The sequence below is a fragment of the Bradyrhizobium sp. CCBAU 65884 genome (genome assembly GCF_028128835.1).
Taxonomy (GTDB): Bacteria; Pseudomonadota; Alphaproteobacteria; order Rhizobiales; family Xanthobacteraceae; genus Bradyrhizobium; species Bradyrhizobium ottawaense.
Genome location: NZ_LBJU01000100.1, coordinates 21,037 through 34,277, shown reverse-complemented (window position 1 = coordinate 34,277; position 13,241 = coordinate 21,037). Strand labels below are relative to the sequence as shown.

14 protein-coding genes are annotated in these 13,241 nt (G+C 61.0%); 12 read left to right on the top strand and 2 right to left on the bottom strand.

Annotated elements, in window-relative coordinates; genetic code table 11:
* Positions 1 to 50: 50 nt before the first annotated feature.
* Together XI03_RS09750 and XI03_RS09745 are read right to left on the bottom strand one after the other, a co-directional pair.
* On the bottom strand, positions 51 to 596 hold the full coding sequence (locus XI03_RS09750) for a hypothetical protein (protein WP_271591984.1): 546 nt from the start codon (positions 594 to 596) through the stop codon (positions 51 to 53).
* A gap of 538 nt (positions 597 to 1,134) precedes the next feature.
* Positions 1,135 to 1,689 carry an Lrp/AsnC family transcriptional regulator gene (locus tag XI03_RS09745; protein ID WP_271591983.1) on the bottom strand — a complete coding sequence of 185 codons (555 nt, stop codon included), beginning with the start codon at positions 1,687 to 1,689 and terminating at the stop codon, positions 1,135 to 1,137.
* A 390-nt stretch (positions 1,690 to 2,079) separates the two neighbouring features.
* Between XI03_RS09745 and XI03_RS09740 the strand changes: the two genes are divergently transcribed.
* From XI03_RS09740 to XI03_RS09685, 12 genes are all read left to right on the top strand, one after another.
* Positions 2,080 to 2,835: an enoyl-CoA hydratase/isomerase family protein gene (locus XI03_RS09740; RefSeq protein ID WP_212401828.1), complete on the top strand. Its 756-nt coding sequence runs from the start codon at positions 2,080 to 2,082 to the stop codon at positions 2,833 to 2,835.
* A gap of 7 nt (positions 2,836 to 2,842) precedes the next feature.
* A complete protein-coding gene (locus XI03_RS09735) occupies positions 2,843 to 3,616 on the top strand; it encodes a creatininase family protein (RefSeq protein WP_212401829.1) in 774 nt (257 codons plus the stop codon).
* A 220-nt stretch (positions 3,617 to 3,836) separates the two neighbouring features.
* A complete protein-coding gene (locus XI03_RS09730; RefSeq protein WP_212401830.1) occupies positions 3,837 to 4,991 on the top strand; it encodes an LLM class flavin-dependent oxidoreductase in 1,155 nt (384 codons plus the stop codon).
* A 10-nt stretch (positions 4,992 to 5,001) separates the two neighbouring features.
* Positions 5,002 to 5,781, top strand: a complete 780-nt coding sequence (locus XI03_RS09725) for an enoyl-CoA hydratase/isomerase family protein (protein ID WP_271591982.1) — start codon at positions 5,002 to 5,004, stop codon at positions 5,779 to 5,781.
* Between the two features lie 2 nt (positions 5,782 to 5,783).
* Positions 5,784 to 7,682, top strand: coding sequence for an AMP-dependent synthetase/ligase (locus XI03_RS09720; protein WP_271591981.1), 1,899 nt, complete (start codon positions 5,784 to 5,786; stop codon positions 7,680 to 7,682).
* On the top strand, positions 7,679 to 8,029 hold the full coding sequence (locus XI03_RS09715) for a VOC family protein (RefSeq protein WP_271591980.1): 351 nt from the start codon (positions 7,679 to 7,681) through the stop codon (positions 8,027 to 8,029). Before XI03_RS09720 ends, XI03_RS09715 begins: the two co-directional genes overlap by 4 nt.
* Positions 8,030 to 8,085: 56 nt before the next feature.
* Complete coding sequence (locus XI03_RS09710) at positions 8,086 to 8,634, top strand: flavin reductase family protein (protein ID WP_271591979.1); 549 nt, start codon at positions 8,086 to 8,088, stop codon at positions 8,632 to 8,634.
* Positions 8,635 to 8,672: 38 nt separating this feature from the next.
* The gene (locus tag XI03_RS09705; RefSeq protein WP_271591978.1) at positions 8,673 to 9,905 is read left to right on the top strand and encodes an ABC transporter substrate-binding protein; all 1,233 of its coding nucleotides are present in this window, start codon (positions 8,673 to 8,675) and stop codon (positions 9,903 to 9,905) included.
* A complete protein-coding gene (locus tag XI03_RS09700) occupies positions 9,906 to 10,775 on the top strand; it encodes a branched-chain amino acid ABC transporter permease (RefSeq protein ID WP_212401835.1) in 870 nt (289 codons plus the stop codon).
* Positions 10,759 to 11,790: a branched-chain amino acid ABC transporter permease gene (locus XI03_RS09695; RefSeq protein WP_271591977.1), complete on the top strand. Its 1,032-nt coding sequence runs from the start codon at positions 10,759 to 10,761 to the stop codon at positions 11,788 to 11,790. Before XI03_RS09700 ends, XI03_RS09695 begins: the two co-directional genes overlap by 17 nt.
* Positions 11,787 to 12,512 carry an ABC transporter ATP-binding protein gene (locus XI03_RS09690; protein WP_212401836.1) on the top strand — a complete coding sequence of 242 codons (726 nt, stop codon included), beginning with the start codon at positions 11,787 to 11,789 and terminating at the stop codon, positions 12,510 to 12,512. The genes XI03_RS09695 and XI03_RS09690 overlap by 4 nt, the downstream gene beginning before the upstream one ends.
* Positions 12,505 to 13,224, top strand: coding sequence for an ABC transporter ATP-binding protein (locus XI03_RS09685; protein WP_271591976.1), 720 nt, complete (start codon positions 12,505 to 12,507; stop codon positions 13,222 to 13,224). Before XI03_RS09690 ends, XI03_RS09685 begins: the two co-directional genes overlap by 8 nt.
* The last annotated feature ends 17 nt before the right edge of the window (positions 13,225 to 13,241 follow it).

Here is a 13,241-nt window from a genome sequence, read left to right as displayed (position 1 = left end):
AGGCGTCGCCCTTGGATCTATGCACCGAAACGCGCATCCGAAACGCGTCGTTATCGCCGCGGTGCCAGGAGCCGCAGAAATTCGTCCTCCGGAAAGCAGGCGATGTTCGCAAACATATCATCATGCGCCTTCTCGATTTGGCGCAGCCGGGCGGCGTATTGAGCAATTCGCTGGATCTTCGCGATGTAGGCTGCTGGCCCAACGATGACGCCGATAGCCCCGAGTAGGCTCGCGTTTGTGATGCCGCCGAGGATGTGTTTGGATGAAGTGCTATATTCCAGCTCGATCGCCAACAAACAGCGCGGGTTTGGATTCAAGTAAAAGCCGCCGTGGTTCTGCCGCTCGACTTCGGTGCGCAACCAGCGAATGAAGGGATGACGCCCATAATCATCAATGCTGGCCAGATCATCGTGCTTTCGCTCGCGCGTGACATTGAACGGCCCTACCGCGATGTCTAGGCGCGGCGCGTAGGTTGAGCGATCAAATACTTTATCGGTCGCATCGGTGCGAACGCTCCACTCAGACTTCACCAGATCGGGGCCAAACAGGCCGCACAGCGCCTCGTGAATTGCCAACTGCGTTACTCTAGCGTTCATGCTCCATTCATAGTCCAAGGAGCCGAGAGGCTTCAAGGTTTGCTCGGCTTCTCTTGTGCCGTTCGGAGGCCTCGCGGTTGGGCGCCCGCACCACCCGGCCGGTAGGGTCGGGGTGAATAGGCCCGCAGCGCGTGCCTTGAATTCTCCCGACCGGCCGCGACGGCGCAGCCGATAACCAAAGGGAGAACCTCACATGACCGACAGCATCACAATCCGCAGCCTCATCTCGATGGCGTAACGGAAAACGACTTATAGGCGGGAAATGCACCTTAAACCTTTTCCCAACGTTGTAACCTATTGAAATTACAGCAAACCACTCCGCCCTCCGAGAGCGCCATAAACCCACAACGCTCGCAGGTACGGACGGCGCGGAGCTTCGTCTACTCGCGTATCGCCCCCTAGCTTGTTGGCACCCAGGCCGCGTCCCTCGGCGGTGGGGCTTTCGGCCCAGCTTCAGTCGACAATTGGTAGACCGGCAAACGTGCCGCCGTTGAACAGGGGCGTCAGGGCCGTATTGTACGAAGATTTTGGTTGCTTGTCAGGCGAGAGCTTGTAGGTGGCGATGTAGCGATGGGCGATGTCGTTCCGAGTCGGCTGGCGCCGACTTTACCTGGATCGGCCTGGATACATCGAGCGGCAGTGCTCGCCGGCTGGAGACGTTGCGCACCGCGAGACCAGAGCGGATGCTCGCGACGCCGGCGATCCGGGATATGCGTGCAATCAGATTTTCGAGGTCGGATACGTCGGATACAATGGCACGCAACAGATAATCCTGATCTCCGACCATGAGATAGCAGTCCATGATTTCGGCGATGCGGCCGACTTCAGTCGCAAAGCCGTCGCGGACACTCTGCACGTGTTTTTCCAACGTCACCTGGATGAACGCCATGACGCGCAGGCCAACAATCTGCGGATCGACCACGGCGACGCGCCGATTGATCACGCCGAGCCGCTCCAGATTCTTGACTCGGGCAAGACAAGGGGACGGGGAGAGGTTGACGCGCGAGGCCAGCTCGACATTGGTGAGACTGGCGTCATTCTGAAGTTCTTGCAGGATCCGCAGATCGATTTTGTCGAGCGTGTCAAAGCTCATCGAGACCTCCTTAACTTTCCCCAAATACCCGCGGGCGAGTTTTTCTGGGTAAGAGCCGCAGCTTCGGGTATTCCAGGAAGCTAAGGCGGCTCTGGAGGTCTGTATTTCGCTAAATTGTCATCTTATATCGAAAAACAGACAACTTTGAAATTTATGTCATAAGCCGCCCTTCGAACTGACCAATATCGATCCAATCGCCTGATCAGGATTGGATCAAATTGCTCAATCAGAGTGCTACGTTCTCGCCGGGTTGGGTCGAAGGACCCGGAAACGCGGTGCAGCAGAAAAGTCGGCACGGAGCGCTCCGAGCAATCGTTTCTGCCGTCGATCGGGTCAAGCCTCTCACAATACGGTAGCTCATTCAACGCGGAGCCCGTTAGTTTATCGGGCATGATGGATGCAGACATTCTCAAGATCAGGCGTGAGCCGGACCTCGTCGTCCTCACGATGAACCGGCCTCCCGCAAACGCCCTTAATTATGCATTGATTGCGCGATTGCTCGAAGAGATCAGGCGCCTGGAATCCGAGCGGGAACCACCCGGCATCGTTCTGACCGGCGAGGGAGATCGCTTCTTCAGTGCTGGCGGCGATATTCGCGAAGTCACCGGGCTGCAAGTCGCCGCGCAGCGCATTCGATTTTTCCATGCAGTGTTGTGCGCTTTCGAACGCTATCCGGGTCCCGTGGTCTGTGCTGTGCGCGGTTACGCGGTCGGCGGCGCCCTCGAATTCCTCCTGCATTCCGATCACGTGATTGCCGACCACAAGGCCCAGATCGGCTTTCCCGAGATCAATCACGGTCTTCTGCCGGTTGCCAAAGGCATGCGCCAGGCCGCGCTGCGGCTGGGAAAGCGGGCGGCGCAGATCTTGCTCTACTCAGGAGTCCTCGTCGATGCGGCGAAAGCGATTCAGATCGGTGCCTTCGACGAAGTGGTTAACACCGACGCCGTACTGGATCGCGCGATCGATGTCTGCCGGGACTTCCGAAGCAAGGACCCAAAACTCTTTGCGGCCATCAAGCGATCGTTGAATTTGACGGGCCAGATAAGCGACGACGAGCTTGAACAGATGACGGTCAGCGACCTCAGCCAATATCTCGACAACGACCAGTCTGCAGATGCCCGCGCACGGTTCCTCGCCCGGAAATGAAAGAAAAATGGTCAAGAACACACCCACAGGCGCTTTGAAGCTCGAACTCATGACGTTCGAAGACGTGTCGAACGCGTTGAGTGACGGCTTCGATACTGTGCTCATCCCCTGCGGTGCGATCGAGCAGCATGGTCCCCATCTGCCGCTGTGCATGGATGCCGATCACGCCGAACATCTGGCGGTGCTGATCGCGCAAGAGCTCGGCAGGACGCTGATCGCGCCGACTATCAAGGTCGGTTGCTCCGCGCATCATCTGGCGCTGTCGGGGACGATCTCGTTGCGCAAGGAGACATTCGAAGCGGTGTGCCAGGATTATTGCACAAGCCTCGTCCTTCACGGCTTCAAGCACATCCTGCTGTTCTCCGGCCATATCGGGAATTTTCCGGTTTTGGCGGACATGCTGCCGCGGTTGCGGCAGGCAACGAACGGCAAGGTTCGCATAGCCGCCTATACGGACTCCCAGGCCTGGATCGGATGCTGGAAGCACTGCGTGCAGGAGGCAGGCGGTGATCCGGACCATGTCGGTGGGCACGCCGATATCGCCGAGACGTCGCTGATGCTCAAGCTTCGGCCGGAGAGCGTCCGCGTCGATCGCTTCGCGCGCGGCCATCTCGGTGCGCTGACTCCCGATCAACTGGATCTAATGTGGAAGAACGGCATCGTATCCGTGTCCAAAAACGGTATCGTCGGCGATCCGCATGGCTCGACGGTCGCAATCGGTGAACGATGCCTGCATGACGTCGCTGGCCTCCTGACGAAGTTCTTTCGCGCGGTCGATTGACGCGACGACGTCCTCCCGTCGGCAAGGATTCAGCCCCGCAACTTCCATTGCGGGGCTTTTTTCTTTGCCAGGGTTGCGAGAGCCGCATACGACAGCGCACGTTTGTCGCGCAGCATAAAATAGGGAAGGTCGCATCTCGCAGGGTCACCTTCGGGAGAAAATGTTGCGCGAGCTGTGACACTCTCTCCTCGCATCAAAAGCGACGCCAAGGGAGCGCTGAATGTCACTCAAGTTTGGATTGTGGTCGGAGCAGGAAACGCAAGTCGGACACAGCTATGCTCGCAGACTGCACGAACTTGTCGACGAGGCCAGGCTGGCCGAGAAGATGGGTTTCGACTTCGTCGCGCTGTCGGAGCAGCATGTCGCACTCGGCGGCATCTCGAGCTCCGCACCCGAAGTCGTGTTCGGTTACCTCGCCGCCGTCACCGAGCGGATTCGCCTTCGCACCGCAGTGACTCTGATGCCCCAGCGTATCAACCACGCGCTGCGTTCCGCCGAACGGCTCGCCGTCAGCGACATTCTGTCCCACGGGCGCATGGAGATGTATTGCGGGCGCGCCAATACGACGATCGCCATGCGCGCTTTCAACGTCGACCCCAAAGAAACCCTGCCGCAGATGGAAGAAGGCATGGCCCTGTTGCGTAAGGCGATGCGCGAGGACATCTTTACCTTCGAGGGCGAATACTACCAGGTTCCCCCGCGCATGCTGGTGCCGAAGCCGGTGCAGAAGCCGTATCCGGTCATCGGCATCGCTGCGACGAGCGAGCGCAGCCACGCCTGGGCCGGTGCCGAAGGCCTCGCTCTCATGAGCGCGACGATCTACCAGGGCTTCGAGAATCAGCAGAAGCTGATCGATGCCTATCACAAGGCGTGGAAGCGTGACGAGACCGGTCCTCTCGATCGCCCGCGCGTCGGCGTGCCGCTGTTCTTCGGCATCGGCAAGACCGATCAGGCCGCCAAGGAGGACTACGCCGAAGCGCTGATGCACTACGCGCGCATCTCGACTGACGCCTATCCGCGTCTCGCCAAGCTCGCCGACGACTATTCCTACATGAGCGAGAGCGTGCCCGCGATGGAGCGTGCAGGCCGCGATTGGGACTATCTGCTCAATCACTCAGGTACGACGGTTTGCGGCAGCCCCGACACCGTCATCCGCCAGATCGAGAAATTCCAGGCGATGGGCATCCAGGAGGTGCTGCTGCATCTCGACTCCGTCACTCACGAGAAGATCATGGAGGGGATCGAGATGGTCGGCCGCTATGTCATCCCCCACTTCAACGACCGCAACAACGTCGTTCGCCCGACCGACGAGATCCTCGACAGGATCAGGGCAATGCGTCCGCAAAATGAAGCGCCGGCGGCCAAGTCGGCCTGAGGAGAGAGTCATGACACCCCATAGCTACACCTATCTGCTGGTTGAAAAGCGTCCCAGCGGCGTCGCCGTCGTGACGATGAACCGCCCGGAGATTCTTAACGCTGTGAACTGGGAGATGCACGACGAGCTAGAGCGCGTCTTCATCGACCTCGATTCCGACAAAGACGTCCGCGCCATCGTTTTGACCGGCGCCGGCCGGGGCTTCTGCTCGGGCGGCGACCAGAAGACGCTCGACAAGAGCACGATTCCGTCGGCGACCCGCGGCGGGCGTCATCTGATCCGCAACATTCTCGAGGTCGAAGCGCCGATCATTGCCGCGGTCAACGGCGCCGCCGTTGGTCTCGGCGCGACGCTCGCCCTGATGTGCGACATCGTCTTCGCGCATTCCAGCGCCCGATTCGCCGATACGCACGTGACGGCCGGCGTCGTTGCCGGTGACGGCGGCGCGGTCATGTGGCCGCTCCTGATTGGGCCGGCGCGCGCCAAGCACTATCTGATGACGGGCGATTTCATCTCCGCAGAGAAGGCAGCTGCGATCGGGCTGATCAACGAAGTGGTGACCGGGCGTGATGTCCGCGATCACGCGATCGAATATGCCGAAATGCTGGCGAGTGGCCCGCGGGACGCGATCGTTTGGACCAAGTATTCCGTCAACAAGATCATCAAGGAATACACTCACCTGCTGCTCGATACGTCGACTGCGCTGGAAACGCTGACCTTTGCAAGTCCCGAGCGCCGCGAAGCCGTCGCGGCCTTTGCCGAAAAGCGCAAGCGCTTCGCGGAGAAATGACGATGACCGTGCCGTCGCCAGCGTCCGGCGCCCAATATGCCAACGTGACAATCCCGAGCCTGCTGCAGGCCAGAAGCGTCGAACGGGCCGGGGAGGTCGCCTTCCGTCAGAAGCGGAACGGCCAATGGCTTTGCACCACCTGGCAGGAGTACGCCTCGCTGGTTTGCCGCATCTCAGCTGCGATGAAGGCCGTCGGGCTCAATCGCGGCGATCGAGTCGCGATCATGGGCGACGTGTCGCAGGAGTGGCTGCTGGCCGACATGGCCACGATCTGCTCCGGCGCCGTGACGGTCGGCATCTACTTCACGTCCTCGCCCGAGGAGGTCGACTATTACCTGCGGGACTCGGGGGCGCGGATCGGCTTCGTCGGCGGAGAGCCGCAGCTTCGCGCGTTTCTCGCCGGCAGCCAGGCGGCCGCGCTCGATAAGATCGTCATTATGGATCCCGGCTGGAGCGGGGCGTCGCCGGCAAACAACGTCACGACGTTGGTAGACTTCATCGGCGCGGTGACGGTCGATGCTGCCGCGGCCCTCGCTGAAGAGGCCGCCATTGCGAAAGCCTCCGACATCGCGACGATCGGCTATACTTCGGGAACGACGGGTTATCCCAAGGGCGCCATTCTCAGCCACACGGCGCTGCTTGCCGGGGCCCATACAAACATCACGTTCTGCCCGCCACTCGCCACCGAGCCGCAGCGCGTCGCTGTGCACCTGCCGATGTCGCACACCGTCGCGCGCGCGCAAGCAACGACGAAGCCGCTGATCACGCGGGTCGTACCGCATTTCGGTGAAACCACGGCCGAGTTCGCTGCGACGATCCGCGAAGTTAAGCCGACCTTCTACATGGCGCCGCCGCGGTTCTATCAGCGCAATGCCGCGCTGATCCTGAGCAAGGTCCAGTCCGGCTCCGGGCGGTTCCGCCAGAACTACAAGCACGCGATGCGGATCGCTAAGACAGTGCTGGCGCACCGCCAGGCCGGCCGCGAGGCGAATCCCTTCCTCGATGGTCTGTTCGAAGTCTGCCGCGAGCAGGTGTTTCGTCCCCTTCTTGCCGAAGTCGGCTTTGATCAACTCACCTATCCCTATACTGCCTCGGCCCCCATGCCATCGGAGGTGATGACCCTGTGGCAGCTCTGGGGACTAAACCTCAAGGAGTGCTACGGCCAGACCGAGATGGTCGGCGGCAATCTCGGCCAGATGGCGGATTGGTCGAAGGCCGGTACGGTCGGCATCCCGGTCCAGGACCCGGCGTGGGAAACCCGGGTTCTCGAAGACGGCGAGATGATCGTTCGGGGCCCGGGGCTATTCACCGGCTATTGGAACAAGCCTGCCGAGACGCAGTCCGCCCTCAAGGATGGATGGCTCTATACCGGCGATATCGTCCAGGTTCAGCCGGATGGATCCTACAAGCTCGTCGATCGCAAGAAGGAGATCATCAACACCTCGGGCGGCAAATCGGTCAGCCCAACCCAGATCGAGAACGAGCTGCGCCAGAGCCCCTACATCTCTGAAGCCGCCGTGATCGGCGAGGGCAGGAAGTACCTAACGGCGTTGATCGAGGTCGACGCCACCGCCGGCATGGACTGGGCGAGGTCGCGTGACGACCAGGTGAGGGAATACAAGGATCTCGCCAAGTCCGAGATCGTGATCCGCCTGATCGAAGGCGAGGTAGCGAAGGCCAACATGCGTCTTGCGCGCGTGGAGCAGATCAAGTCGTTCCGCATCCTACCCGAGGAGCTTTCACCCGACACCGGCGTCATGACGCCGACGCGCAAGAAGCGACGCAAGCCGCTGATGGAACGCTACAAGTCGCTGATCGACACGCTCTATGACGATTCCGAAGAGCAGCTCATCAAGGAGCAATTGTCGCCGACATCGAGATCGCACGGGGTCAGCCCATGAAGATCAAACACGCGTACCTGACGGCGTCGGACCCCGAAGCCCTGGCGCACTTCTATCGCGAGATCGGCATGCCGGTTCGCTTCGCCGATGGCGAGCGGTGGATCCAATTTGCAACGGACGGTGCCGCATTCTGCATCGCCGGCCTCGAGGAATCGGCGGTGCAACCCTCGTCGAATGCCGTCGTGGTTCTCGAAGTCGAGGGGCTCGAAGCCGCGCTGGCGAAAGCCGTCGATGCCGGCGGGACCAATATCTCGGGCATCCGCGACATGGGCAGCCACGGCCGCACCGCCCAGATCCGCGATCCCCAGAACAACCTGATCCAGTTTTTCGAGCGAGCCAAAGCATGAGCGGGGAGCCGTTTGTTGCTCGCCCAGAACGATCTGCCAACGCAGGAAGAGAAGCCATGACTGCCGAAGCTCAATTCGATCCAAACGATCTCGTCGACAGCATTTCGTTCAAGAGGGCACTCAGAGGCGTGACCGGTGCGGTGTCGATCGTGACGTCTGGATCCTACCCCGCGCGCCACGGCTTGACCGTCACCGCCGCCTGTTCGCTGTGCATCGAGCCGTCGACGGTTCTCGTCTGCGTCAACAAATCGGCAGGTGCGCACGACACGATCGTCAAGACCCGTTCGTTCGGCTGGAATGTGTTGTCGTCATCTCATGTGCCGCTGGCTCAGAAGTTCTCCGGCCAGGACGGCAGCAAGGGCGACGTTCGTTTCGCCGAGAAAGAGTGGCATTCGCTCAGAACGGGAGCACCGATTCTGATCGATGCCCTTAGCAGCTTCGACTGTCGGGTCATCGGCGTACATCCGACCGGCACGCATACCGTGTTTGTCGGTGCGGTACTCGCCGAGATGCACCGCGAGGACCTCGAGCCCCTCGTCTACGGGCAGGGACGATTTGCCGTACCTGCAAACCTCGATCGTGCCGGACCTGAAAAGTCCGTCTGATTTATGCACGCATCACTTCTTCATGAACGGAGACTTCGATGATCAACCTGAAGGGACCAACGATTAACCGACGCACGGCGATGAAGGGCGCTGCAGGATTCGCAGCTGCGACGATGGTTCCCTGGGTTCGCGCGGCAGCGCCGCCGCCCGTCAAGGTCGGTGCGATCATGCCGAGTAGCGGCATACTTGCATTTCCCGGTCAGGCCTGCGTGCGCGGCATTGATCTCGGCGCCAAATTTGCCAAGGAGCGCTACGGCGTCGACATGACCGTCGTGCACGCTGACACGCAGAGCAAGCCGGAGAACGGCCGGATTGCGGCCGACTCTCTGATTCAACAGGGTTGCAACGTCCTGATCGGCGCGTGGGACTCCGGCGCAACCATCTCGGCGCTTCAGGCCGCCGAAGCGGCAAAGGTGCCCATGGTGGTGCATGTCGCGAGCGCCAACCAGGTTACCTCGCAGGGTTTCACGCAGGTGTTCCGGTTCTATCCGCCTGCTGCCACGATCGTGCGTCAGTCGCTTGCTGAAATGAAGGCGCTGGTCACAAGCGTGAAGGATCCTCCCAAGGGCGCAGTCGTGCTGCATCTCAGCAATACGATGGGAACGTCCACCGCGACCAGCCTCGATGCCGCTTGGAAAGAACTCGACGTTCCGGTCAAGCTGCTCGAATACATCCCCTACGACGAGAAGGCGCGCGATCTTTCGGTCGAGGTGGCGAAGGCGAAGGCATCCGGTGCCGATGCCCTGGTGTCGGTTACGCGCGTCAACGACGCCATCATGATCGTTCGGGAATGCATCAAGCAGGGATGGAACCCGAAGTTGATGTTCTCGCCGAATGGCAACGGCGTGCCCGACAAGGCGTTTTACGACGCGCTTGGAAAGTATGCCGATGGCGCGATGTCGTCGAACCTCTGGTACAATCCGAAAGGCGAAGATACCCGCACGATCGTGGACAGATTTCAGTCTACCTATCCCAACGAATGGATGGACGCGAATTCTGGGTGCGCGTTCGAGGCGGTCCATATCGTGGCCGATGCGGTCGCGCGTGCCAAGTCGGCGGTCTCGTCCGAGATCCACGCGGCGCTCAAGGCGACGGACCTGAAGCCCATCCTCATGTACAGCGGCCCGATCAGATTTGATGCGACCGGGCAGAACACCGGCGCGGCCGTGGCGGTTCTTCAAGCGAAGGAATCGAAGCCCCACGTCGTCGGCCCCGACGGCATCGCCGAGTACAAGCCGCAATATCCCCTTGCACCGTTCGGGAAGCGCTAGATGCTGATATTATGGGGCAACGTTCTCGTAAGCGGGATCCTCATGGGTCTCGTTTACGGCATGATTGCGCTGGGGCTGACGATCATCTTCGGCGTTATCCGCATCGTCAATTTTGCGCACGGTGCGATGGTCGTTTTAGGCCTCTATGTCGGCTATTTCGCCGGAGCTTGGTGGGGCATTCCGACCATCGTTGCGGCCGTCAGCGCCGGCGCACTGCTGTTCGTTTTCGGCCACTCGCTGGAGACGTCGGTGGTAAAGCGGTTCGTCACGCGGCCACACCACATCCAGTTCATTCTCTTCATTGGCATCTCGCTGGTCCTCAGCGGAGCGCAACTGATCGCGTTTGGACCCGACCCGCGCCCTTCGATCTCGCATCTGTCCTTCGAGACCATCGCTCTTGGACCGATCCGGCTTGACCTTGCCAGGCTGCAGGCGGCCATCGTCGCGGCCGTGATGATCCTGGCGCTCGCCGGATTCCTCAAATACTCGACATTCGGTCGCTTCATCCGCGCCGCCGCCGACAACCGGCTGGGCGGCCTGATGGTCGGGCTGCCGATCCCGAAGATCTACGCCATCACGTTCGGCATCGGAGCGGCCTGCGCCGGCGTCGCCGGTGCGCTGATATCGCCGTTGTTCGATGCCCAACCTTTCCTCGCCGTCGACTTCACCCTGCTGGCGTTCGTCACGGTCATCGTCGGTGGTCTCGGAAGTTTCGTGGGCGCCCTCGTCGGAGGGTTGACCATCGGGCTCACGGAAGCGGTCGCAGCACTCCTGTTTGCGCCGTCCCTGAAGTCCGCGCTGTCCTACGGCTTGCTGATGATCGTCCTGATCGCGCGTCCAAGAGGGTTCTTCGGTGCAAAAGAAACGTGACGTCTTGCCGGACCGTGGCGCGGTTCTCGCCAGTCTTGCGGCCTTCAGCGTCCTTTCCGGACTTGGCGGCGTGCTGAACCCCTACCTGATCTCGCTGCTGACGATCGTCTTCCTGTTCACTTTTATCGGGCAGTCATGGAGCATCATGCTGGGCCTCGGGGGCCAGCTCTCGATCGGTCACGCGCTGTTCGTCGGCATCGGTGCCTACTCCGTCGCGGTTCTCAACATCCGCTACGGCCTGAGCCCTTGGTTCGGTTTGGTCGTCGGGATGGCGCTGGCAGCCACGGTCGGCGCAGCACTGGCCTGGCTGAGCTTTCGTTTCGAGGTCCGGGGCATCTATTTCGCGCTACTGACGATCGCCGCAGCCGAGTTTGCTCGGGTCGTCTTAAGCGGCTGGGAATTCGTCGGCGCCATGCAGGGGCTCTTCTTCCCGGCACAATCCGGGCCGAACTCGCTCTGGATGTTACGCGGCGATGCGCGCTTTTATTATTTCGTGGCGCTTGCCGCGGTCTTTCTCGGCATCAGCGTCACGGCTCTCATTCGCCAATCCTTCCTGGGCTATGTTTGGCGCGCAATGCGGGACGACGAAGAAGCCTCGCGCGCGCTGGGTGTACGTACATTCCTGCATAAGATCGTCATCGTTTCGTTCTCCGGGGCTTGGGCGGCGGTTGGCGGAGGATTGCTCGCGCTTGTTCAAGGCTCGGTATTCCCGGATTCGATCATGGGCATGGGAATCTCGGTCGACATTCTGGTCGGCCCGGTGGTCGGCGGATTAGGAACGGCCTTCGGGCCGCTGGTCGGCACGCTTATCACGCTGCCCCTGGATCATCTCGCGAGTGCCATCGGCAACAAGTTCGGGATTCCCGGGCTTAACAATGTCGCCTACGGCTTCGCCTTGATCGCCGCCGTCTGGCTGCTGCCGGATGGCATCGTACCGGCCATGGTCAATCTGGCCAAATCAGTCACCCGATTTTCCTGGTTCGGTTACCTCCAGATGGAGCAGGTAAAGAAGTGAGCGATCTTCTCGAACTCGACGGTGTCTCGCGCCGGTTCGGCGGGTTGCTCGCAGTCGACAATGTCAGCTTTCGGCTCAAGGGCGAAGGGATCACCGCGCTCGTGGGGCCGAACGGCGCGGGCAAGACGACATGCTTCAATCTGATTGCCGGTGCCTTTCCGCCCACCCAGGGATCGATCAGATTCCGCGGCAAGCTGATCTCCGGCTTTCCGGCCGAGAACATCTGCCGGCTCGGTATTGGCCGTACATTCCAGGTGGTCCGGCCTATGCGCGACATGACAGTGATCGAGAATGCCATGGTCGGCGCGTTCAGCTGGACACGAAAAGTAAGCGAGGCGAGGGACGCTGCCCGCGAGGCTCTCGACTTGGTGGGACTCGGTCCGAAGGCCGACGCCGCCATTAGCAAGCTAACACTCCCCGATCGCAAGATGCTCGAAACTGCCAAGGCTCTGTCGACCCGGCCACGCCTGCTGCTGCTCGACGAGGTCATGGCAGGGTTGCGGCCCCCCGAAGCTGCGGCGGTGGTCGCGGTGCTTAGGCGCCTTGCCGAGAAGGGCTTGTCGATCCTGCTCGTCGAGCACGTCATGCGTATTGTGATGGAAGCCGCCGAACACGTCATCGTCCTCCATCATGGCGCGAAGATCGCGGAAGGCACGCCGCAATACATCGTCAGTCATCCGGAGGTTATTGCCGGCTATCTCGGGGAGGGGTTCCGTGCCTAGCGAGCCGCTTCTCACGGTGCAATATCTGACGGTCGGTTATGGCGGATCCATCGCGCTCAATGGTGTGTCGCTCAGCATCTATCCGGAAGAGCTGCTGAGCGTCGTCGGCGCAAATGGTGCCGGCAAGACATCTCTTATTCGGTCGATCGCCGGCGTCGTCCGGCCCCTGGATGGCGAGATACGGTGGCGCGGCATCAATATTGCGGGCCTTCCACCGTGGGAGATCTGCGAGCTCGGCATCGCGCAAGTGCCCGAAGGGCGCGAGCTGTTTCGAAACCTGTCGGTCGAGGAGAATTTGCTCATTGGAGGCTCGCTCAAGCGCGCTAGGGCTCGCAGGTCGGGCAACATGCAGCAGGTCTATGGGCTCTTCCCGCGATTGCTGGAGAGGCGGCTGCAGGCCGCGGGCACGCTGTCCGGCGGTGAGCAGCAGATGCTCGCGATCGGCCGTGCCATCATGGCCGAACCCGAGCTCATCATGCTCGATGAACCCTCGATCGGGCTTTCACCGGCACTGACCAGCGCAATGTTCGATATCGTAAAGATGCTGCATGCCAAGAAGACTACCATCCTGCTGGTCGAGCAGAACGTCGCGGACTCGCTTTCGATCGGAGATCGCGGCTATGTGCTCGAGAACGGAAGTGTTGTTCTTGAAGGCACCGCCGCCGCTCTGCTCACCAATCAGGATGTCCGGCGCGCCTATCTCGGGCTTTGACGGCGAACCTGTGCCCT